22 protein-coding genes and 1 pseudogene are annotated in these 21,018 nt (G+C 40.0%); 5 read left to right on the top strand and 18 right to left on the bottom strand.

What is annotated here, in order from left to right:
* Positions 1-90: 90 nt before the first annotated feature.
* Both pyk and aroQ read right to left on the bottom strand, forming a co-directional pair.
* On the bottom strand, positions 91-1,548 hold the full coding sequence (gene pyk / locus HUX74_RS10385) for a pyruvate kinase (RefSeq protein WP_009037618.1): 1,458 nt from the start codon (positions 1,546-1,548) through the stop codon (positions 91-93).
* A 20-nt stretch (positions 1,549-1,568) separates the two neighbouring features.
* The gene (gene aroQ / locus HUX74_RS10380) at positions 1,569-1,988 is read right to left on the bottom strand and encodes a type II 3-dehydroquinate dehydratase (RefSeq protein ID WP_005834372.1); all 420 of its coding nucleotides are present in this window, start codon (positions 1,986-1,988) and stop codon (positions 1,569-1,571) included.
* 118 nt (positions 1,989-2,106) lie between these two features.
* Here aroQ and xerD point away from each other — a divergent pair, with 118 nt between their 5' ends.
* From xerD to HUX74_RS10360, 4 genes and pseudogenes are all read left to right on the top strand, one after another.
* The gene (xerD, locus tag HUX74_RS10375) at positions 2,107-3,060 is read left to right on the top strand and encodes a site-specific tyrosine recombinase XerD (protein ID WP_117601398.1); all 954 of its coding nucleotides are present in this window, start codon (positions 2,107-2,109) and stop codon (positions 3,058-3,060) included.
* A 136-nt stretch (positions 3,061-3,196) separates the two neighbouring features.
* Positions 3,197-4,891, top strand: a complete 1,695-nt coding sequence (locus tag HUX74_RS10370; RefSeq protein WP_117601399.1) for a tetratricopeptide repeat protein — start codon at positions 3,197-3,199, stop codon at positions 4,889-4,891.
* Between the two features lie 111 nt (positions 4,892-5,002).
* Positions 5,003-6,076: a TlpA disulfide reductase family protein gene (locus tag HUX74_RS10365; RefSeq protein WP_117601400.1), complete on the top strand. Its 1,074-nt coding sequence runs from the start codon at positions 5,003-5,005 to the stop codon at positions 6,074-6,076.
* Between the two features lie 37 nt (positions 6,077-6,113).
* A pseudogene (locus HUX74_RS10360) lies at positions 6,114-7,034 on the top strand (YifB family Mg chelatase-like AAA ATPase); the annotation flags it as partial.
* A gap of 141 nt (positions 7,035-7,175) precedes the next feature.
* Here HUX74_RS10360 and HUX74_RS10355 read toward each other — a convergent pair.
* The 8 genes from HUX74_RS10355 to HUX74_RS10320 all read right to left on the bottom strand — a co-directional run bounded on the left by HUX74_RS10355 (position 7,176) and on the right by HUX74_RS10320 (position 15,615).
* On the bottom strand, positions 7,176-7,907 hold the full coding sequence (locus tag HUX74_RS10355; protein ID WP_174646619.1) for a hypothetical protein: 732 nt from the start codon (positions 7,905-7,907) through the stop codon (positions 7,176-7,178).
* A gap of 58 nt (positions 7,908-7,965) precedes the next feature.
* On the bottom strand, positions 7,966-8,271 hold the full coding sequence (locus tag HUX74_RS10350; RefSeq protein ID WP_117596114.1) for a hypothetical protein: 306 nt from the start codon (positions 8,269-8,271) through the stop codon (positions 7,966-7,968).
* 148 nt (positions 8,272-8,419) lie between these two features.
* Positions 8,420-8,626, bottom strand: coding sequence for a hypothetical protein (locus HUX74_RS10345; RefSeq protein ID WP_117596113.1), 207 nt, complete (start codon positions 8,624-8,626; stop codon positions 8,420-8,422).
* On the bottom strand, positions 8,623-8,910 hold the full coding sequence (locus HUX74_RS10340; RefSeq protein ID WP_117596112.1) for a hypothetical protein: 288 nt from the start codon (positions 8,908-8,910) through the stop codon (positions 8,623-8,625). The genes HUX74_RS10345 and HUX74_RS10340 overlap by 4 nt, the downstream gene beginning before the upstream one ends.
* Before the next feature lie 32 nt (positions 8,911-8,942).
* A complete protein-coding gene (locus tag HUX74_RS10335; protein ID WP_147335355.1) occupies positions 8,943-10,052 on the bottom strand; it encodes a hypothetical protein in 1,110 nt (369 codons plus the stop codon).
* A gap of 1 nt (position 10,053) precedes the next feature.
* The gene (locus HUX74_RS10330) at positions 10,054-13,002 is read right to left on the bottom strand and encodes a tail fiber domain-containing protein (RefSeq protein WP_174646618.1); all 2,949 of its coding nucleotides are present in this window, start codon (positions 13,000-13,002) and stop codon (positions 10,054-10,056) included.
* Between the two features lies 1 nt (position 13,003).
* Positions 13,004-15,076 (bottom strand): hypothetical protein, encoded by a 2,073-nt coding sequence (locus HUX74_RS10325; protein WP_174646617.1) that lies wholly within the window; start codon positions 15,074-15,076, stop codon positions 13,004-13,006.
* Positions 15,073-15,615, bottom strand: coding sequence for a hypothetical protein (locus HUX74_RS10320; RefSeq protein WP_174646616.1), 543 nt, complete (start codon positions 15,613-15,615; stop codon positions 15,073-15,075). Before HUX74_RS10320 ends, HUX74_RS10325 begins: the two co-directional genes overlap by 4 nt.
* Positions 15,616-15,835: 220 nt before the next feature.
* Here HUX74_RS10320 and HUX74_RS10315 point away from each other — a divergent pair, with 220 nt between their 5' ends.
* Positions 15,836-17,092, top strand: a complete 1,257-nt coding sequence (locus HUX74_RS10315) for a transposase (RefSeq protein ID WP_071149385.1) — start codon at positions 15,836-15,838, stop codon at positions 17,090-17,092.
* Positions 17,093-17,111: 19 nt separating this feature from the next.
* Here the strand turns inward: HUX74_RS10315 and HUX74_RS10310 are convergent, their stop codons facing one another.
* The 8 genes from HUX74_RS10310 to HUX74_RS10275 all read right to left on the bottom strand — a co-directional run bounded on the left by HUX74_RS10310 (position 17,112) and on the right by HUX74_RS10275 (position 21,013).
* Positions 17,112-18,395: a hypothetical protein gene (locus HUX74_RS10310; RefSeq protein WP_174646615.1), complete on the bottom strand. Its 1,284-nt coding sequence runs from the start codon at positions 18,393-18,395 to the stop codon at positions 17,112-17,114.
* Positions 18,396-18,397: 2 nt separating this feature from the next.
* A complete protein-coding gene (locus tag HUX74_RS10305; protein ID WP_317205992.1) occupies positions 18,398-18,631 on the bottom strand; it encodes a hypothetical protein in 234 nt (77 codons plus the stop codon).
* 74 nt (positions 18,632-18,705) lie between these two features.
* The gene (locus tag HUX74_RS10300) at positions 18,706-18,999 is read right to left on the bottom strand and encodes a hypothetical protein (RefSeq protein ID WP_117596106.1); all 294 of its coding nucleotides are present in this window, start codon (positions 18,997-18,999) and stop codon (positions 18,706-18,708) included.
* Between the two features lie 64 nt (positions 19,000-19,063).
* Positions 19,064-19,525, bottom strand: a complete 462-nt coding sequence (locus tag HUX74_RS10295) for a phage tail tube protein (RefSeq protein WP_117596105.1) — start codon at positions 19,523-19,525, stop codon at positions 19,064-19,066.
* Entirely contained in the window at positions 19,506-19,907 is a 402-nt protein-coding gene (locus HUX74_RS10290; RefSeq protein ID WP_117596104.1) for a DUF3168 domain-containing protein, read from the bottom strand. Before HUX74_RS10290 ends, HUX74_RS10295 begins: the two co-directional genes overlap by 20 nt.
* The gene (locus HUX74_RS10285) at positions 19,904-20,404 is read right to left on the bottom strand and encodes a hypothetical protein (RefSeq protein ID WP_117596103.1); all 501 of its coding nucleotides are present in this window, start codon (positions 20,402-20,404) and stop codon (positions 19,904-19,906) included. The genes HUX74_RS10290 and HUX74_RS10285 overlap by 4 nt, the downstream gene beginning before the upstream one ends.
* Entirely contained in the window at positions 20,397-20,714 is a 318-nt protein-coding gene (locus tag HUX74_RS10280) for a phage head closure protein (protein ID WP_117596102.1), read from the bottom strand. The genes HUX74_RS10285 and HUX74_RS10280 overlap by 8 nt, the downstream gene beginning before the upstream one ends.
* Positions 20,711-21,013: a head-tail connector protein gene (locus HUX74_RS10275; protein WP_117596101.1), complete on the bottom strand. Its 303-nt coding sequence runs from the start codon at positions 21,011-21,013 to the stop codon at positions 20,711-20,713. Before HUX74_RS10275 ends, HUX74_RS10280 begins: the two co-directional genes overlap by 4 nt.
* Between the last annotated feature and the right edge of the window lie 5 nt (positions 21,014-21,018).

Genomic DNA, 21,018 nt, shown 5'->3' with positions numbered 1-21,018 from the left:
AGGGATTAGGGGTTAGGGGTTAGTTCTGCGCACAATTATTAATTAATCATTAACCGCTAATCCCTAACCCCTTATCCTTAATCCCTTATCCTACAAGTATCTGTTACTGTTGGGCAACACACTATCTTCAGCATGTTTCAGGGCATCTTCCACCACGTTGATTTCGAGAAAGGAAGTACGCGTACCGGCTTTACCACTACTCAGGTAACCCACCATGTCCGTAGGACATAAACGGCCTTCCTTCAACAAGCGGCGCAAGGCTGCAAAGTAATATTCCTGCCCGTTGGCAAGTTCGGGCATATAGATAGCTTCCACACCGTAGGAAAGGGCAAGGTGCCGCATGGTCTTTTCCTTGTAGCAGATGGCCAACACTGGATATTTGCCACGGAAAGCGGCAAGGTTACGGGCAGTGCGGCCGCTGTAACTGTCGGTGATGATTGCACGGATTTTCAGTTTGGTGGTAGCCTTTACCGCTTGTTTGGCCAGGAACGCAGTCACGTCGTTGCTGTTCTCGTCCAGCGGAATACGGATATCGTTGTCAGACAGCTTGTCTTTCTCCGCTTGGGCGGCAATCTTGGTCATCGTCTTCACTGCTTCTACCGGATACTTTCCATAGGCGGTTTCACCGCTCAACATCAAGGCATCCGTACGATAATAGATGGCATTGGCAATGTCCGTTACCTCCGCACGGGTGGGACGCGGATTGGAAATCATGGTATGAAGCATCTGTGTGGCAACAATCACCGGCTTCTTGGCAAGAATACACTTGCGGATGAGCACACGCTGGATGCCCGGAATACGTTCCTGCGGAACTTCAATACCGAGGTCACCGCGAGCTATCATCACACCGTCGGCTACTTCCAGAATCTCGTCTATGTTATCCACACCCTCCTGGTTCTCAATCTTTGCCACAATACGGATATCGCTGTTATGAGCGTCAAGAATCGCCTTGATGTCGAGTATATCCTGCTTATTGCGCACAAAGGAGTGGGCAATAAAGTCTATGTTCTTCTCAATGGCATAAAGGATATTGGTGCGGTCCTTCTCCGTCAGAGAAGGCAGATTTATGCGGACGCCGGGAACGTTGACGCTCTTGCGGCTGCCCAGAGTAGCCTCATTCTGTACTTCGCAGAGCAGGTAGTCGGGGGTCTTCTCTACAACGACCAACTCCAAGTCACCGTCATCAATAAGGATATGGCCGTCCACATTCAAGTCTTTGACGAAATGGGGATAGGATACCGAGATACATTCACGGGTAGTCTCCTGCTCCGGGTTGCCTACCACCTTCACGCGGTCGCCCGCCTTGAAAGGAATGGGCTCAGCCAGAACCGTCGTGCGGACCTCCGGTCCTTTCGTATCCATAAGGATAGCGATGCGGTTGGAAACCGAACGCACATTGTTAATCAACTTCTCGGCACCTTCACGGCCAAGATGTGCAGTATTCATACGTACAACATTCATACCTGCATCGAACAACTGCTTTATAAAATCAACATCACAGCGCTGGTCAGAAATCGTTGCGACAATCTTCGTTTGCTTCAATAACATAATCTATATACCTATTTTATTTAATAATCTTTTAATGCCTCCATAGCCAGACGGTAGGAGTTCAGCCCGAAACCGAGAATGACACCCTTGCAAGCGCAGGAAATCATGGACACATGACGAAAAGCCTCGCGGGCATGTACATTAGAGATATGCACCTCAATCACCGGAGAAGTGACCGAACGGATAGCATCTTGCAGAGCGATGGACGTATGGGTGTAAGCACCCGCATTCAAAATGATGCCGTCCACATCAAAACCTACCTGCTGAATCTTGTCTATCAGCTCTCCCTCAATGTTGGACTGGAAATAGTCAATCTGTACATCCGCATATTTCTTACGGAGTTCGGCAAGGTAGTCTTCAAAAGTAACGCTACCGTAAATGGAAGGTTCACGTTTGCCCAAGAGATTTATATTGGGGCCGTTAATAATCTGTATCCTCATAACACAATTTTTTATACCTTTGCGGTGCAAAGATAGTGCAAACCGAAAGCAGATGCAAATTTATTTGCAATTTGCTGAAATGCAGCCTATTTTCGCGAAGCAAAGGTAGAAAAAAGAAATGAAATCAGAAGAAAAATCCACGAATAAGGAGAAACAAACGCTGATAATCAGAAAGTACCACCAGTATCTGAAACTGGAAAAAGCACTCTCACCCAATACAGTGGATGCTTACCAAACAGACTTACAGAAGCTGCTGCACTTTCTGGAAGGAGAGGGTATCGCTATCCTTGACACTACCCTGGATGACTTGCAGCATTTTGCCTCCGGACTGCACGACATCGGCATCCATCCCCGCTCGCAGGCACGCATCTTGTCGGGCATCAAGTCATTTTTCCATTTCCTAGTCATAGCCGACTACCTGGAAGGAGACCCCAGCGAACTGTTGGAGGGTCCCAAAATCGGATTCAAGCTTCCAGAAGTATTGACGGTGGAAGAGATAGACCGCATCATCTCCGCCATTGACCTAGGCACAAACGAGGGGCAACGCAACCGGGCCATCCTCGAGACTCTATACAGTTGCGGCCTACGGGTATCGGAACTGTGCAACCTGAAAATCTCCGACTTGTATTTCGACGAAGGCTTCATCAAGGTAGAAGGTAAGGGCAGCAAACAACGCCTTGTACCTATATCGTCCCGTGCCATCAAAGAAATAAGGAACTGGTTCGTAGACCGTAATGGAGGCTGGAAAATCAAGAAAGACTTCGAGGACTATGTATTTCTGGCACGCTGGGGCAAAAACATCTCGCGCATCATGGTATTCCATCTTATCAAAGAACTGGCAGAGAAGGCCGACATCACCAAAAACATCAGCCCACACACCTTCCGCCACTCCTTTGCCACTCACCTGCTTGAAGGAGGCGCCAACCTACGCGCCATACAAAGTATGCTGGGGCACGAATCCATTGCTACAACAGAAATTTACACACACATCGACCGGAACAGATTGCGCAGTGAAATCATAGAACACCATCCCCGCAATATAAAGTATCGCAAAGAACGGGAAATTCATTAAATTATGATAAAATTACTGCGAGGGTTAACAAACTGTAATAGGATTTAATATCTTTGCGTTGTTATGTTCATGCCCAAACAGCACACTAACATGGAATAGACAAATTTCAATTACAAACAATTAATTTATACCTAAAATGACTAAGAAATTGTATCTGCCGTTTTTAATGGCAATGGTTGTTGCATTAATGACATCATGCAGCAAAAAAATGGGTGAATTGTCATCTGATTATTTCACCGTAACTCCTCAAGTTCTGGAGGCTGTAGGTGGTAAAGTTCCCGCTACAATCAACGGAAAATTCCCCGAAAAGTACTTCAACAAGAAGGCTGTGGTAGAAGTGACTCCAGTATTGAAATGGAACGGTGGCGAAGCTAAGGGTCAATCTGCCGTATTCCAAGGCGAAAAAGTGGAAGGTAACGACCAGACTATCTCTTACAAGATGGGCGGCAGCTACACGATGAAAACATCTTTCGACTATGTACCGGAAATGGCAAAATCCGAACTGTATCTGGAATTCAAGGCTACAATCGGTAAAAAGACTGTCACCATCCCTGCTGTAAAAGTAGCTGACGGTGTAATTTCCACTTCTGAGATGCTGGAACAAACATTGGGTAGCGCTAACCCCGCCAACGGTGACGACGCTTTCCAACGTATCATCAAAGAAAAGCATGACGCCAACATCATGTTCTTGATCCAACAAGCCAACGTACGCGCCAGCGAATTAAAGACTGCCAAAGAATTCGGCAAAGAAGTGAAGAACATAAACGAAGCTGCCAACAAGAAGATCAGCAACATCGAAATCTCCGCATACGCTTCTCCTGATGGTGGTGTAGACTTGAATACTACATTGGCTGAAAACCGTCAGGACAACACAGCTAAGATCATCAACAAAGATTTGAAGAAAGCCAAAATCGATGCAGCAGTAGACACCAAGTATACAGCTCAAGACTGGGAAGGTTTCCAGGAACTGGTATCCAAATCAAACATCCAAGACAAAGAATTGATTCTTCGCGTTCTTTCCATGTATCAGGATCCTGAACAAAGAGAACAAGAAATCAAAAACATCTCTTCTGTTTATAAGACTTTGGCCGACGAAATCCTGCCGCAACTGCGTCGTTCACGCCTGACTTTGAACTACGAAATCATCGGTAAGTCTGACGAAGAAATCGCAAGCCTCGCCGACAGCGATGCCAAGCAGTTGAACATCGAAGAATTGCTGTATGCCACTACCTTGACTAAAGATGCTACCAAACAAGAAGCCATCTTCACAAAAGCTACTCAAATCTACCCGAACGATTTCCGTGCTTACAACAACTTAGGTAAACTGGCTTATCAGGCTGGTGATCTTGACAAGGCTGAAAGCTACTTCAAGAAAGCTCTCTCTATCAAGGATGCTCCTGAAGTCAACATGAATCTTGGTCTGATTGCTTTGACCAAGGGTGACAAGACCGCAGCAGAAGGCTACCTGAGCAAGGCTTCCGGTTCTAAGGAGCTGAACGAGGCATTGGGTAATCTGTATGTTGCTCAAGGTCAGTACGACAAGGCTGTTAACTCATTCGGCGATACAAAAACCAACAGTGCAGCTTTGGCACAAATCCTGGCTAAGGACTACAACAAAGCAAAGAGCACATTGGCCGCTATCGAAAAGCCGGACGCTTACACTGACTACCTGATGGCTGTACTTGGCGCAAGAACCAACAATACATCTATGGTAACCAGCAGTCTGAAAAATGCCATTGCAAAAGAACCGGCTTTGGCAAAGAAAGCTGCTTCTGACCTGGAATTCGCCAAATACTTCACTAACACTGACTTTATGAATATCATCAAATAATAAAGGTTAGACTGAAAAGAACGTGCCCGGCATAGAAATATGTCGGGCATTTCTTTTTATTCACACCAAAAAGAAGTATTTTCGCGACGAAGTATCAGAAAAAGAACCGGAATGAAGAAAATCTATCTTGCATACCTTCTGCTTATTATATTGTCTGCCTGCGGCAGCAAAAACACGAATTCAGTCCACCTAAGCGGTGAAATCAAAGGGCTGGGGAATGATACCCTTTATATATATGGTACGGACAAGTTCTATAACCGTATGGACACACTGCTTGTCAAGGATGACAAGTTCTCTGCAACCCTCACCACCGACACACTTGCCTCTACATGGTTGCAATTCAGCGACGGTACGGAATATCCGCTTTACCTGGACAAAGGAGACAACATAAAGATAAAAGGTTCTGCCGCCGAGCTTACTTCACTGGAAATCACGGGAAATGTCCCCAATGAAGAACTAACCGCCTTTCAGAAAGAGTTGAAAGGCTTGAGTACTCCCTCGGAGAAAGCATTGGAAGAAAAAGCAGAAGCCTTCATCAACAACCATCCTTCTTCACTGGTAAGTATCTATCTGCTGGAGAAATATTTCGTGCAAAAACCGCAACCGGACTTCGCCTTAATCAAAGAAATGACAGCACACATGACCGGAGGCTTAAAAGACCGTCCGTATGTGGACGAACTGCTTGATCTGATCCAAGAAGAAGAGAAGATATCCATCGGGAAAACTATCCCTTACGTCAACCTGCCCAATGCCAAAGGTACACAAATCAGTCGCACCAGCTTTAAAGACAAATATCTGTTGATACATTTCTGGGCATCTTGGGACCCGCAAAGCATGGAAGCCAACGCTGCCCTGCGCCGGATTTACAAGAAAGAAGAAAAGAACAAACTATTCGCCCTCTGGGGTATTTCCTTGGACATCGACAGAAAGGAATGGGAAGAAGCAATCAAAAGAGATACCCTGAAGTGGGAACAGAGTTGTGATTTCTCCGGATGGAACACAGCGCCCATCAAGCAGCTCGCCATACAAGCATTGCCTGCCAACCTGTTCCTTAGCCCTTCCGGAAAAATTGAAGGGAAGAATATGAGTGAGGAAGACATCAAGAAGAAACTGGAGGAGATAGAGCAAAAGGAAAAAGAGAAGAAAGAGAGTGAAAAAAAACTCAAAAAACAAAACCGACGGTAGCCTATCCTGCCATCACTAACCCCTAATCACTAAAAACGTGCTCATAAAAGTTTTTGGAGCGGCTGTTCAAGGTATTGACGCAACCCTCATCACCATTGAAGTCAACAGTTCCAGAGGCTGTATGTTCCATTTAGTCGGTTTACCGGACTCTGCGGTCAAAGAAAGCCATCAACGTATCATATCTGCTTTGCAAGTCAACGGTTACCGGATGCCTACCAGTAATATCGTCATCAACATGGCACCGGCAGATATCCGCAAGGAAGGTACAGCTTACGATTTACCTTTAGCCATCGGCATACTTGCCGCCAGCGAAGTTATCCAGTCCGATAAGCTGGAACGCTATCTGTTGATGGGTGAACTAAGCCTTGATGGTAGTCTGCAACCTATCAAAGGAGCACTCCCCATTGCCATTAAGGCCAGAGAGCTGGGGTTTGAGGGTATGATAGTTCCTTGCTCGAACGCACATGAGGCCGCTGTAGTGAACAACCTAAAAGTCTACGGCGTGGAGAATATCAAAGATGTCATTGAGTTCTTCAACGGAAAACCAAAATTATCCCCGACACAAGTCAATACCCGCGAAGAGTTTTACTCCCAACAAAGCTCTTTTGAACTGGACTTTGCAGAAGTGAAAGGGCAGGAAAATGTAAAGCGAGCGCTGGAAGTAGCCGCCGCAGGCAGCCACAATATTCTTCTCATTGGGGCCCCGGGTAGCGGAAAGTCTATGCTGGCAAAACGTCTTCCCTCCATACTTCCTCCTTTATCATTGGGAGAAAGCCTGGAAACGACCAAGATTCATTCTGTTGCCGGAAAACTCGGTAAAGGTGGCGGACTTATCTCAAAACGGCCATTCCGTGATCCGCACAATTCCATTTCCACAGTAGCCATGACTGGTGGAGGCAGTTTCCCCCAACCCGGTGAAATCAGTCTGGCTCATAATGGAATCCTATACCTCGACGAACAACAGAATAAACACTTTAACCATTCGTACAAACTGATTATCAGATATTTATGAAGAATGTTAAATAATGCAACCTTTTGCATATTTGGAAACTTACAGCCGTGAAAAGTAGGGTAGGCTGGGGTTTAACCGACTGTCAGCTTAAAATATTACCCCATTCCCCTTATCTGAATCTGGAATCACTACTTGAATACCTATCTTATCAAATACTTCATCTATGTTATTCATTAGTTGTTCACCAGTAGTAACAGCACTAGCTTCTTCTCTCTGTAGCCTTATCTGTTCATTTACCAACTCTAGCAGTATATCCATAGCATAGTACATATCATTACATATATCTTCTAGTAATGTATCTGCCATTAACCCATTAACTATACTATATTCCTTATCCTTATAACCTACAATACTAGTAGGCTCTCCATTAGTCAAAGGTGTAATATAATAGAAGTTCAATCGTTTGCTAGTAGGATGAATCCACTTACAGCCTTCCCTGTATATATCCCTAATACCTAAATACTTCTCATCTAATAATTCCAATAGATAGTTAGTAGTTAGTGCATTGCCTTTTACTTTCAACTGGTTTAAAGCTCCACCCTTATCAAAGTGGTTATAGAAAGAAGTCTGGTTCTTTACTAACTGGCTAGCAAAGACTGTCATACAATTATCTATCTGCATCCTTATTTGCTGAATAGCACATAAATAGTTCTTAGACTTGCATAGTGTTATAAACCCATCATAGATAGTATTAGCTATAACTAAAGTGCCTAATGTAAAATGGCTTCTTCTAATACAATCTAATGATACCTTATAGGCTGGATTATCTATACCTTCGATAGCATCCACTATCTTTCTTCCAAACTTCTTATACTCCATACATCTTAAAATAAAAAAGGCTAGCCGAAGCTAGCCCCATTGTTTGAAGTCCTTCCAGTTACTGACCTATCAACTCCTTCAAAGCTGCTTTATCATCCTCTGTAAGAGATTGAATGTAGCGATAAGCTTTAGCCCTTCTCATTTCAGACTTCAAATTGTCGTCTGGAATCTCCAATACAGCTTTAAGATTGGCTATGTATAGTTCATATCTTGCGATATAACCTTTACATTTAGCCTTAACCTGTTCTACTGTGTCACTGTCTGTAATATACAAACCAACACCAAAAGCCTTACCTAATTCCTTGCGGTCAGTTGATACCAATACTGAAAGAACATTCACTTGTGATTCTTGATTCTGTGTCATAATATAAAAAGTTTAAATTATGCCAATACACTATTATACTGGCTATTCAGACAAATAGTGCTATCAGAATCACGATGCAAATGTACTACAAAGTAACCACATAAACAAATAGCCTGCAATCTATCACCAGACTACAGGCTAAATTTATTTACTTTCTAAATATCATCCGATAATGATAATCTACACCAAACAAGGCACCAGCAAAGGTACAAGTTTCACCAAAGGCAATAAGTACGCTGCTGTCTATTATTCCTAATGGTGCTACACAGAACCCTCCAATTAATAAACCACAGCCTACTATTACTAATACTGCTGCTGATATTAATTGTAAGTTTAGCTTATCTTCTTTTGTCATTCTGCTGATTGTTTAACTTTAATTTCTTGAATAGATGTATCTACTAATGCAATTACATCAGCCTTATTAGCTGCTGGAAGGTTATAGTTATAATTAACTAATCCCCCATCCAGTTCACAGTAGTTAGCATCACCGATATAGTTCATATCTTCAATAAGGTAGATACTAACATTATAGTTCATCTTTCCATTCATATCAATATTGAATGTACCTTCTAACTTCATTGTTCCATTATCTGTTACTACATTGTAATTTGTGTGCTGCATTTCGATAGTTGTAGCCATAGTTTTAAAATTTAAATGTGTTATTAATTAATCTATGGTAAAGATGGGTCTGGCATTGGCATAAGTGCCTGTATAGACCTCTGTAGCTGGTTATCAAACCATAAACATAGCCAGCAAATAGAAGATGTGCTATTATTATAAAGTGAACCAGTATATTTCTGTGAAGTAGTTTCATCATTAACTGTAAGTGATTTAGGTAGACCAGTAGCAGTAGCAATTTGATTGATACCTTTGTTATCCTTACATAGCTTAACTGAAATATTACTAATTGTACCACCTCTATAAGTAGAACCTACTGCACTAAATTGTAGTTCCCAATCATAGTACTTAGTATTACTTTCTCTTTGCTGTGCCTTAAAGATAATTTGCACCTTCTGACTTCCTGCTACTACATCTGCCTTAACTTGTATAGATGCCACTGGCATAGGTAAGGCTAAGAATCTATCATTAGCATTACCTGTATATGGTGAAGTAGGTGTATTAACGGCATTAGTTAAAAACTCATATACTTGTACTGTCTTACCTGCAAACTGTTGCATCTGTGTAGTCCACCAGTACAACTTCTCACTATACCAATAAGATTTAGAACCATCTGTTACTAAAGCACCTCTATGAAGGTTCAACTTACTTCCATCAGTACCATATACTGTATATATATCGTCTTTAGTAAGATAAGTTAAACTAGAAGTATCACCCCCTGGTGTACTGGATTCTATACCTGCTAGTGGTTTTTCATAAGAAGCGTGATTACTAGAAGTTACACCGCCTATATTTTGTACAGCACCATCTTTATAAGTAGCATACAAAGGCATAGCTGCACTATGTTCATAATTTCTAAAGTCACCCAATCTATAAGGGCTATTAGAACCGCCAGTAGGGTTATTGTATGTGTAGCCTTTATTTCCATTAGCCTTAATAGCACTTACTAATGAAGTAGGGTTATTTGCTTGCACTATCTCAATCCCATAGTTTCTATTCTTTAATTCTCCTAAAGTCATTGTAGATACAGTACTATGTATAGGCTTCCATTTACTCCACGGATTCACATTACTACTAGTACATAATCCACCTACATTTCTATTTGATATGCCTAATGTGTTTCCGACTAAACTTGTTGTTATACCCGAACTTGCTAAAGCCATATTATTTAGTTTTTATATTCTTTAATTCGTCTATCTCTTTTTTAAGGTCTATAATCTGTGCTTGTAATACTGCTACATATTGTGCATAGTTGACAGATAGATACTTATCTTCTGTATTATCTTCTATAACTAGTTCTGGATATAGTTCCCTTACTTCCTGTGCTATGAATCCTATACAGTCCTTACCATCCTTCTTATATGTAACAGGTTTAATGTACCCCCTATTCTTTAATGGCTGAATGTCTGTTTTAAGCCTAATATCAGAATAAGCAGTCACTTCACCTGTAGCTGTAAGTGTACCTACTTTAATGTTAGTTGGTAATTTCAAATAAGCATTACCACCACCATTTACACTAACTGCCGAACTGGTATTAGTAGCTGTAGCATCTTGAATATAAATACTTCTAGTAGTACCCCAGTTTGCCGTAGTAATGTTAGCAGTACCATTAAATGAAGTGCCGTTAATAGTTCTAGCTGTCTGTAGTTTTGTAGCACTACCAGCGTTACCACTAATACTAGCACTACTAGTAATGAATCCTGCACCATTGGTTAATTGATTAGTGTTGTTTGGTATAGCTACACTGACTGCTGCACTACCATCAAATGACTTGGATTGATAACCTGTAAAGGTTAATGTATTAGTAACCTTATTGGCTGCTGCTACAGTGGCACTACTAGTAATGAACCCACTATTATTAGTCAAGTGGCTAGTATGTGTTGGTATATTAACCGTTTGATTGGAACTACCATCAAACGACTTTGCAGCAAATGTACCACCTGTAAAAGCCAGAGTACTATTTACTTTATTGGCACTAGTTGCAGCACCGCCAGCACTGGAAGAACCTGCATAGCTATGTGAATGCCCTTCCAAACTAACTTTAATTCCTTTAAATCTTAGTCCATCACTTTTCAAACTCATCAATTCAGTAGTTGTACTTCCACTTACTTGTAACCATTTAAAGTACTCATTACCATTATCAGCCATCTTCATCCAGCCATAGCTGTCAGCATCACTATCACCTGTATTTTTAAAACCTATTGAAAAGCTATCAGTGTTCCTATTCCACGTTAAAGTAGAATCTGTAGAGAATATAACATTACCAGTCAAAGTACCACCATTCAAAGGAAGATAGCTATGACTATGTGAACTGGCTGCTGCACCTACACTAGCTGCTGTTATATTGAAACTCTTTGCAGCACTACCATCATAAGCACCCTGTGAAGTACCATTCAAGCTAATAGTAAGTGCATTAGGATTCTTTAAAGCAGAAGGTACTGTAGGATATGCTGGTAAGCTGATAGTATTTCCACTTATATTATAGCTTGTTGAACCTACTTTAACTGTACTAGCGTAATTGTGAGTATGTGAACTAGGTGCAAATGTAGATGGTTTACCACTTATTTCAGCCCAAGTATATGAAGGTTTATTAGCCCCAATCCAGCTTGGTTTACCTTCCAAGTCTGCCCAATTAGTAACGCCACCTTCACCCTTAGAATCAATCAATTCCCTTAGAATCCTACCTTGATTGGCTGAAAGTGCTGCATCTGTAGCCGTACTGGTTAAAGCATCTACTATAGTAATACTACCACTTCCACCAGAAGCACCTGCACCATAGGCTGAAACTTCCTTCTCACCGATAACATTTACTTTAACCTTCAAATCTCCATTGGAATCAAAGTAAAAAGCTTTATTCCAGTTAGTTACTACACCATCCCAATTAGTAACCTTAGCAGATGTTATTCCATCCAATACAGACTTATTAGAATGTGTATGCTTCTTATTATTAGCATCATTCCAGTTAGTTCTTTCCGTACTGGTAATATGTAATGTTGTGTTACTTGTATGTGCGTTAAAGTCTGTAGAACTAACTGCACCCAAACTAGATAAAGTAGGATAAGCTGGTAAACTAATAACATTGCTAGCAGCATTATAAGCAGTATTACCTACCTTAACCGAACTGGCATAATTATGTGTATGTTCAGAAGGTGTAAAGGTGCTAGGTTTACCAGTAATCTCATTCCAACTATAGGAAGGTTTTGTAGATGTTATCCAACTAGGTTTATCGGTTATATCTTCCCAGCTAGAAACAGCACCTTTAGAATCTATCATATCTTTAAGGATTCTACCCATATTAGCACTTAAAGCACAGTCAGTAGCTGTACTGGTAAGTGCATCCACTATAGTTACAGTTCCAGCACCCGAAGTAGTTCCAGCACCATAAGCACTAATTTCTTTCTCGCCTATTACATTAACTTTTGCTCTTAAATCACCTGCACTATCAAAGTAAAATGCCTTGTCCCATACAGCTTTATCTAGCTTGTTATTCCAACTAGTAAGATTGGCTTCTGTTATCTTGTCTAATGTAGTCTTGTTAGTATGTGTGTGGTTGTTCTCATTCCACTTAGCTATATTAGCATCTGTAAGTGCTGCTGGCTTCCCTTCTATATTAGTCCAAGTAACCTTAGTACCATTAACAGTACCATCACCATTAACCCACTTCTTAGAAGTTGCATCATACTTTAAAATCTGTCCGTCTGCCAGATTGGTTAGTGTTACATCTTCCAATTTAGATAATAGTGTACTACCACCAGTTCCAGCTTCTAATATCATCTCTCTTAATATCCTGCCTTGATTGGCTGATAAAGCAGCATCTACAGCTACAGAATCCAAACCATCATAAATAGTAACTGAACCTGTAGAAGTGCTTCCACCACCTGTAGAGCCTTGACCATAAGCAGTAATTTCACCTTCACCAATTAAGTTTCCAGTAAACACTACCTTTGATAAATCTACAGTATAAGAACCATCACCATTATTAACAGCAGGTAGAAAGTTCCCACTTAAAGAAGAACTTCCCCCACCACCGCCAACATTAGTAACAGCTACATTACTGGCATTAATTACACCGTTACGAAATGTCTTATTTATGTTTGTTCTTGTAAATTGCATATTACTTCTTCTCTATTAACCGTATTTCCTGCTTACATAATCTATAATCTGTAGTAATACTATCCACTATAAAGGTTTTATTTGGAAGATGGTTATCAGTCATAGTAGCATATACTTTAAACTTGTTCTGTAGGTTCAGATTCAGAATAGCAGAAGGTGTATTATATTGTGTTACTAGCCTATATATAAGATGTTCTTCCAGTCTATACATCTGCTTAGTAGCCTTATTGTATACGTTATCCAGATAAGTAAAGCTAGTACTATCAGCACTATAGCAAACTGCACTGTAGTTACATTCCTTATTATCCCAAGTACATATAGCAAATTCTTCTGAATCCATCTCATTTACAAAGTCCTCGTTTATGATGTTGCTGTATTCAGTATCACTATCCTTTTCTTCTTCCTTCTGGAAGTTCTGAACTTTAGCCTGTATATCGAAGTCAGATAACCAAACAGCATCACATCTATAGCTATTATCTACTTTGTGTGGATGGTATAAAGTAAATGTAGGTTTACCAGTAATTACTTCATTAGTATTAGGCATCGGAATAGCATAACCTTCACCATCTATCCCCATATTCCAAGTAATGTTATTTTTAACTGGGAATATCCTGTTAATACAATGGTCTGACTGTCCTTGATTATCAAAGTATAATTTGAATGTACTATCTGTAGTAGTCCACCTAGAACCATTCCAGTACATACTACCATACTTTAACTTACAGTCTATGTAAAGATTATCTGGATTGAAGTCATCATTCTTGTTACTATACCCCTGCATTATATACATTTCAGATTCCCTATCCATAAATAGGAAGTTACCCTTAATAATCAGATAGGTAGAACCACCAATGAAGCTAACATTATTATCATTTACTTCCAGTTCAAACAATGGTCTTAGTTTACCATCATAAGTATTATGAACGTGTAACAGTACATAGTCTGTAAAATTAATATTATTGTACTTCTTATTAAAATCAGTAACCTTATCAAAGAAGGCTTTACAGATAGTAGCACCTACATAGTTCTGTGTAGTAGCATAGTTAATAGTAGAAGGTGCTGATACTTGTGCTAATGTAGCCTTATTGTAATAGTAGCATTTATAGTTGCTGTTCTTTAGATACTTAAAGAAACATTTGTGCATACCACCTTTACCATCTTCATTTACTTCCTGCACATAAGACCAGCTACCACCATAGTTGGTTAAATAGTTCTCATCCCAGATACTAGGTATAATGCTGTCAAAGCTATATAGACTGTCTTTAACAGTAACCTTATTATATACATTATCTAAGGATAACTGACCGCCATTTTCAACATAATCACTAGCTTCTATTTCCTTAAACTGCTGTAATGTAACCTTAGTGGACGCTGTACTACCAATGGTAAACTTATAGTAAGTATTAATTCCATTTTTAATAGCATCATAATCCAAGAAGTAAACTTTATCACCATCAGCCACAGCAGTTACATTAAGGTATTTACAAACTTCTTCCAGAACTTCCTGCATAGTCATAGGTTCATCATCTTCATCAAAGAAGTTCTGTTCACTGATATACATCTTACTAGGTAGACAAAAGTCAGATGTAGCATTTAATTGTGTATTATCCGAAATATAGAAAGAGCTATAAGCATTACATTTACTAAGCAGATGGTTTATAATCTGGGTAAATGAAACTATATCTTTCTTACTGCCTATAATGGTGTACTTATAATACTGTAATGTGCTAAGTGCATCTATGGCTTCTACCTCTATTTCTTCTAATTCATTCTCATAGCCTTGACTGTATAGATTGGGTGTTACATACCCAACCCATACAATACCACTAGCACTACTAAGAACTACCTTATTCTGTTGTGCTGTACTACTATACAAATCAAACTTATAATCGTCTGTAATCATTCCTATAGTAGCACTGCTATACTTACAAGGTTTATATAAATGTGAATCAGAAGTTTCTAACTCAGTTATGAATGGTGTAGCAGATAAAGTAATGTTCTGCACTTCTCCAGAACCTATTTCCAATGTGTATAGCTTCTCATTTATATCATAGAATTGTGCCGTATATTTCATCTTACTTTAGCTGTTTTATTATTGTAATTGGCTAGAACTCCTACAAGTTCCTTGCCTCTAATCTTAAACTCTACCTGACCACCGCCAGCAGAACCCATAACCCCATTACCATTAAGCAGGTTAAACAGATTCCTTTGCTGTCTGTTATTAAGAATCATTTCACCAGCATTTACCCTAGCTAGGTTCATATCTCCAATAGTACTATTACCAGCGAATATACCACCAGTACTAAAGGAAGGAATACTAGCCAAAGCTGCTACTACAGCCGCTGCTGCTGCACCTGCCAACAACCATCCTACAAACGGTGTTTGAGCTGCACTGGCTACACCACTGGCAATAGCTTCACCTTTCTTGGCTGTAGTTAATGCTACAATTTGTGGAATAGCTGCCGCCACAGCACTAATCAAATTAGCACCCCAACTTAACCAAGCTGCTGCACCTTCATTAGTCATATTGGTTACAGAACCCATAATAGAAGCTATTGCACCTAAACTTTGTGCATACTCATTATTCAGTTTGATATTCTTATTAGTAATCAATACTTAGTTAATTTTTAGTTTAGAGACTCATTTATAATATATTACGTCATATATACAGCACCTCTGACAGGAACTTGTACACCTGTCAGACAACCATAAACAACGAATCTTAAAATAGATGGGAATAATAGCCTGAAAGACTGAAAATAAGCGTCTAAAAAAATTGGCCAAGTCGCTAAAAATTAGTAAATTAGCAGTTGCCAGACAAACCAATTTGCTAATGGAAATTCAGCCACTTGACCAGCTCACCAAGATCATCAATGATGCCCTTGATGGCACTGCAAAGTTACGCAAAAGTTTTAAAACTTTCTTCGTCATTACTTCAATTCTTTTCCTAAGCATGACGAAACGTAAGAACTTCACCCAAATGGCGCTGTCCAGCGACTGCTGCGAGAGCCGTTTCAGACAGAACTTCCGGAAGAAGTTTGACTGGGTGGGATATAACCTTGCGTACTGCAGGGAGAAACTCCAGCACAGGATTGCCATCGCCATCGACCCGAGCTACATTCCCAAGTCGGGAAAGCACACTCCCGGCACGGGATACTTCTGGAGTGGATGCGCATCTGCCGCGAAATGGGGGCTTGAGATTCTGGGCATAGCGCTTGTTGATGCCGATGAGCGTGATGCCGTACATCTCAGGGCTGTGCAGACGGTGGACATCGTGTCCAGAGGCCGTCCTCCCAAGTACCTGGCGGGCATGGATGATCCAAATTCACTGCTGGCATGGTATCTTAAGGTCATTGCCTCTCAGAAAGATGCACTTTGGAAAGTCTGCAAGACGGTAGTTGCTGATGCCTATTTCTCGAAGAAACCTTTTGTGGATGGTCTCATTGCTTTGGGATTCAACCTTATAAGCAGATTCAGGAGCGATGTAAGACTGCGTTATCTTTATGATGGTCCCAAGACCGGCAAGCGTGGAAGACCTAAGGTCTATGGTGACAGGGTGGACATCAGGAATCTCGACATGAATGCGTTTGTGAGTGAAGACATCACCTCGGATGACAAGGTGGTAACACTCTATTCTGCGGTTGTCTGGTCGGCAGGTCTCAAGCGCAAGGTCAAGGTGGTCATTGTTGACTGCCTCGAGCCAGGCAGGAAGACTCAGGAGAGGAAGGTGTTCTTCTCTACAGACACCTCGATGTCTGCCAGAGACATCATGGACATCTACCGAACCCGATTCCAGATTGAGTACCTTTACCGCGATGCAAAGCAGTTTACCGGACTCGCCCACTGCCAGTCACGGAAGAGGGAATCACTGGACTTTGCGTTCAACATGTCGCTCTCCTCTGTCAACGTGGCAAGGGCTTTTGCCCGGAGTTGCGGCGTGCATCTTTCTGTCTCCAATGTAAAGACGCTGATTCATAATGCGGATATGATACAGAGATTTATTCGTATGTCTGGAAAGCACCCACACAGGCTATTAAATACCAACGATTTCAAAGAACTCTTATATTATGGCGTCTCGGACGCTGCGTGATTATCCAAAATTTAACGAACTATTGAGTAATAGGACTTTCAAACTTTGGAAGTGAAGTAGGTATTTCTGGCTTCCTAGCTACATCTGCTAAACTGCTTCTTTCATCATCCAGCTTTACATTAGGTGCATTAGGATATTTGTACTGGAACTCTATCACCCTCTTTTGTTCTGTAAGTGCCTCTAATTCAGCATTGATTCTTATCCTGTCTTCATTACTAATAGCTAGGTTTAATTCCTTTCTTACAGATGCTATCTGTGCATCCAGTTCTGCTAATGAACCAGCAGGAATAACAGGCTTTACAGGTAACTTTACTTCTGTCTTATTGGTGGTAGTTCCTGTGAATACTTTAAATCCTTCCAATGATTCTACTGACTTAAAACCTTCCATCTTAGCCATACTGTTATTATATTCATTGGCAGTTTCATTATATTCTCTGGCTGTACTCTTTAATGCTGAATTTAACTGGTAATACTGCTGAATCTTTGCAGCTATATCCTTTAATTCATCATCACTATACTTTTCCAGCATAGTATGAATAATAAGATTCTGCTTCTGTGATTCAGCTAAAGCATCCTTCTGTTCCTGTGACCAGTCCTTTCTTTTAGCATTAGCTTGATAGTTAGCTGTACCATTCTTAGCCCTAGATTTAACCTCATCCCTCTTAGCAGGGTCTAACAAATCCGCTTCAAATGCTTTAAGCATATCTTCCATAGTTACAGTAATATTAGCATTCGTTCTAGCTTCTACAGCTTTAGATGCTGAATTAATAAGTTCTTCCTGTAACCTAATGTTAGCTGCTTGTTGTTCCTGTAGTGTTATTCTCCATTTATCAAAGGCAGCATTCCTTTGGTCAGCAGGTGCAAACTTATTCTTAGCTATATATTGTGCATCCGCTATTTCCGACTGGCTCTTAGCACTGAATACACCATAACTAATTTGTGTGTTTCCTAACTGGTCTAATGCAGCATAAGCTTCCTTAGCCTTATCTATCATATCTCCCAGACCAGTAAGAAAGTTGGATAGATTTCCACTACCCAAGCTATAAAAGAACTCATCCACAGAAGTTTTTAAAGCAGCCATATTACTGGCTGTCATATCGCCTAAAGTCTGACTGGAATTAAGAACCTTATTAAATGCTTCTCCAGCAGTCATAGCTATACCTAGAACACCAGCAAATCTTCCTATAGTGGCTGTGATATTCCTGCCTACCTGCTGAAACTGTTGTACTTGTTGTGTGGAACGTCTTATATTATTATCGAATTGACTACTATTAAGAAGTAGTCTGGTTACTAAATCAGCCATATTTAATTGTGTATTGTATATTGTTTAGCTTTCTCTTTCAATCTCTTAATATCTTCATTACTAATAGATGTTTCTTCTGTAGTATCATTATCCCAAGTAAACTGCATTATATCAGTAGGCTTTAATTTCTTGGTACTGTTACATTGTGCAATTACATAAGCTATCATTCTAGCCTGTTCCCAGCTATTCCTGTCCTTCTTATGTAAATTGTTTATCAATGGTTCTAACTCATACATCTGCATCTTGTCTAGTACATATTCTGGGTCTAGTCCACCTTCTATTACTAAAGTTGAATATATCTCCTTAGTGGTTAGGACTTTTTTTTAGCATCTGCATTATTAGTAATAAATAGCTGTTGTTTCTCCAGTTCCTTCTTTAAGAAGTTCTGGAACTCCAGCATAATACTCATATCTTCATCTATGGATTCTATCAGTTCTTCAAAGGTTAGTGAACTGTCTGGATTATTAGCCAGTAAGACACAGTAGAAGAATAGATATTCATCTGTGATAGTCTTTAACTCAAATGCCTTACCTGTAATCTGTTCATAGATAAATAAGGCTCTAAGAGTATATTTCAGTTTGTAGTTTTGTCCTTTAATAGTCATATTAATAAGTATTAAAAAAAGAAGCCTTTACACCTCCATAACCTAGAGATATAAAGGCTCTATATTAAGCAGTAGCAGCCTTTGTAAGTGCTCCCACGCCTTCAAATGAAGCTGTAAAGGTTGCATTATCACCATTAGGTGCATTGGCTTCAAGTGCTGTAATAATAACATTACCCGAATATGTTCCAGTAGTGGCTGGCAACCATCCCCCTTCTGGCACTTCGTCCTTCTTTGTTGAATAATCTTTCTCCAAGCAGAATACAGCCTTAATAGGTGTTCTGGCTGTCAGCTTATCAAATAACTGGTCAAAAGTCATACCTTCACCATCATTAGAATAAAGGTTCTCGGTACTACAGTTCCAGCTAATCTTTCTAGCAGCCTTAGCTACCCATTTACCACCGCTATCCTTAGAAGTGGTTTCTACTGTTTCTACATTTATACTTAGTTTGTGGCTAGTGGCAAATGCTATAGACTTATCGTCAATAAATAGCATTAAGTCACCACCGTTAATTACTTGTCCTGCCATTTGTCTTTATATTGAATGTAAGGTTCTGAATGAATGTATCTTCTATATAATCCTCATCTGCATTTGTCATTCTAATATCGTGTATGTTAATACCAGAATAGTTACCCTTCTTACCTTGTAAGGCATCTTTAACCAAGTCAGCAATTTCTATAGATTCATTGTACTTATCAGAAGCTATAACCACTTCCACATAAGTATCTTCACTATATATAAACCTATCCTTACTATCAGATGGTTCTATGCTTGTTCTTCTGTAAACAATGAATGGAAATGTAGTACCTGTATCAGCTATTAAAGGGTAAATTTTATGTCCTACACTATCTATAACCTTTGCATCATTACTAAGGATATTATAGATAGCTTTACCTACTTGTAAACTCATCGTCTGTTCCTATTAGCTATTCTCTGAATTGACTGGCTTATAAGGTTATCCATATTATCAAAGATTTCCCTTTCCTTATTGGCTTTAGCTGTTCTAAAGAAATGTACTGCATTAATACTACCTCTATTGGCTGCTGCTCTCTGCCTTCTAATAGGATTCCGACCTCTAACAGATGCAGTATTACTACCAGTGGTTCTTCTAACTCTAGTACCCATTTCAAAGAACTTTAATCTAAAGTCCCCCATAATATGTACCTTAGCTTCTTCTCCGTTTCTATCAGCATTAGCTTTGATTCCACTTATTAAGGTCTTACCATTCCACCAGTTTCTACTAGAAGCTGCTCTGCCTAAAGTCTGCCTTAGCTGTCTTTTAGTTTCACCGACTAAGATACCAGCACCCTTTCTTAAAGCACTTCTATAGACCTGTCTTTGCTGTCTACTAGTCAAATCTGCAAACATAGAAGTAACCTGTCTGGCATCTACTTCTATATTATTCATTTATCAATTCAGTTACTATAGTTATTGATTGCTTATATAATTCTCGATTAATACTAAGAATCCTGTACTTATTGCCATTCCAAATAATTCGCATTTGCTCATTAACTTTGTGATATAGCCTTATAGTAAAGGTAACTGTATAGCAGTGGATTATTTCATTATTCTGGTTCTGTCTGTTTCCAGAATTATAAGCAACCTGCGCTCTGGTATTTATAGCATCCTTCCAGTCTATACCATTAGCCCCATATACATCTTTTAGTGTTATAGGTTCTTGTATGGTAATTGGATAATTTAATAGTCCTGCCCTCATTTTATTTCATAGTGTTTATAAAGTCCTATAAGATATTCATAACTATAAGGCAGTTTAACTACCGTACCAAATGCTACAGGCTCTCTATTAGCATATAAGTTACCTATCATTAGTAACATAGCGTGAATTATAGCAGGTGGTAAAGTACCACCTACTTCTAATTCATCTAAAGCTATGTCTAAATGTTTAGATACTGAATCCTCTGCTACAGCTATTAAGTCCAGAATGTACATATCATCTGCCCTAAAATCCTCATCTACTAGCAGGTGTTTCTTTGCTTGTTCTAAAGTTATATACATAGCTT

It is taken from the genome of Bacteroides sp. Marseille-P8574 (assembly GCF_902825465.1).
Lineage (GTDB): Bacteria > Bacteroidota > Bacteroidia > Bacteroidales > Bacteroidaceae > Bacteroides > Bacteroides uniformis.
The sequence above is the reverse complement of the archived record's forward strand: the minus strand, read 5'-3'. Positions and strand labels throughout refer to the sequence as shown.

What these genes read in the sequence shown, in the direction of transcription:
- HUX74_RS10295 (WP_117596105.1), bottom strand. Translation starts at nt 19,525, where the DNA reads ATGGCAGGACAAGTAATTAACGGTGGTGACTTAATGCTATTTATTGAC.
- HUX74_RS10350 (WP_117596114.1), bottom strand. Translation starts at nt 8,271, where the DNA reads ATGACACAGAATCAAGAATCACAAGTGAATGTTCTTTCAGTATTGGTA.
- HUX74_RS10280 (WP_117596102.1), bottom strand. Translation starts at nt 20,714, where the DNA reads ATGAGGGCAGGACTATTAAATTATCCAATTACCATACAAGAACCTATA.
- HUX74_RS10305 (WP_317205992.1), bottom strand. Translation starts at nt 18,631, where the DNA reads ATGTATGAGTTAGAACCATTGATAAACAATTTACATAAGAAGGACAGG.
- HUX74_RS10325 (WP_174646617.1), bottom strand. Translation starts at nt 15,076, where the DNA reads ATGAAATATACGGCACAATTCTATGATATAAATGAGAAGCTATACACA.
- xerD (WP_117601398.1), top strand. Translation starts at nt 2,107, where the DNA reads ATGAAATCAGAAGAAAAATCCACGAATAAGGAGAAACAAACGCTGATA.
- aroQ (WP_005834372.1), bottom strand. Translation starts at nt 1,988, where the DNA reads ATGAGGATACAGATTATTAACGGCCCCAATATAAATCTCTTGGGCAAA.
- HUX74_RS10330 (WP_174646618.1), bottom strand. Translation starts at nt 13,002, where the DNA reads ATGCAATTTACAAGAACAAACATAAATAAGACATTTCGTAACGGTGTA.
- HUX74_RS10355 (WP_174646619.1), bottom strand. Translation starts at nt 7,907, where the DNA reads ATGGAGTATAAGAAGTTTGGAAGAAAGATAGTGGATGCTATCGAAGGT.
- HUX74_RS10315 (WP_071149385.1), top strand. Translation starts at nt 15,836, where the DNA reads ATGGAAATTCAGCCACTTGACCAGCTCACCAAGATCATCAATGATGCC.
- HUX74_RS10275 (WP_117596101.1), bottom strand. Translation starts at nt 21,013, where the DNA reads ATGTATATAACTTTAGAACAAGCAAAGAAACACCTGCTAGTAGATGAG.
- HUX74_RS10335 (WP_147335355.1), bottom strand. Translation starts at nt 10,052, where the DNA reads ATGGCTTTAGCAAGTTCGGGTATAACAACAAGTTTAGTCGGAAACACA.
- HUX74_RS10340 (WP_117596112.1), bottom strand. Translation starts at nt 8,910, where the DNA reads ATGGCTACAACTATCGAAATGCAGCACACAAATTACAATGTAGTAACA.
- HUX74_RS10370 (WP_117601399.1), top strand. Translation starts at nt 3,197, where the DNA reads ATGACTAAGAAATTGTATCTGCCGTTTTTAATGGCAATGGTTGTTGCA.
- HUX74_RS10290 (WP_117596104.1), bottom strand. Translation starts at nt 19,907, where the DNA reads ATGAGTTTACAAGTAGGTAAAGCTATCTATAATATCCTTAGTAATGAT.
- pyk (WP_009037618.1), bottom strand. Translation starts at nt 1,548, where the DNA reads ATGTTATTGAAGCAAACGAAGATTGTCGCAACGATTTCTGACCAGCGC.
- HUX74_RS10345 (WP_117596113.1), bottom strand. Translation starts at nt 8,626, where the DNA reads ATGACAAAAGAAGATAAGCTAAACTTACAATTAATATCAGCAGCAGTA.
- HUX74_RS10285 (WP_117596103.1), bottom strand. Translation starts at nt 20,404, where the DNA reads ATGAATAATATAGAAGTAGATGCCAGACAGGTTACTTCTATGTTTGCA.
- HUX74_RS10300 (WP_117596106.1), bottom strand. Translation starts at nt 18,999, where the DNA reads ATGACTATTAAAGGACAAAACTACAAACTGAAATATACTCTTAGAGCC.
- HUX74_RS10310 (WP_174646615.1), bottom strand. Translation starts at nt 18,395, where the DNA reads ATGGCTGATTTAGTAACCAGACTACTTCTTAATAGTAGTCAATTCGAT.
- HUX74_RS10365 (WP_117601400.1), top strand. Translation starts at nt 5,003, where the DNA reads ATGAAGAAAATCTATCTTGCATACCTTCTGCTTATTATATTGTCTGCC.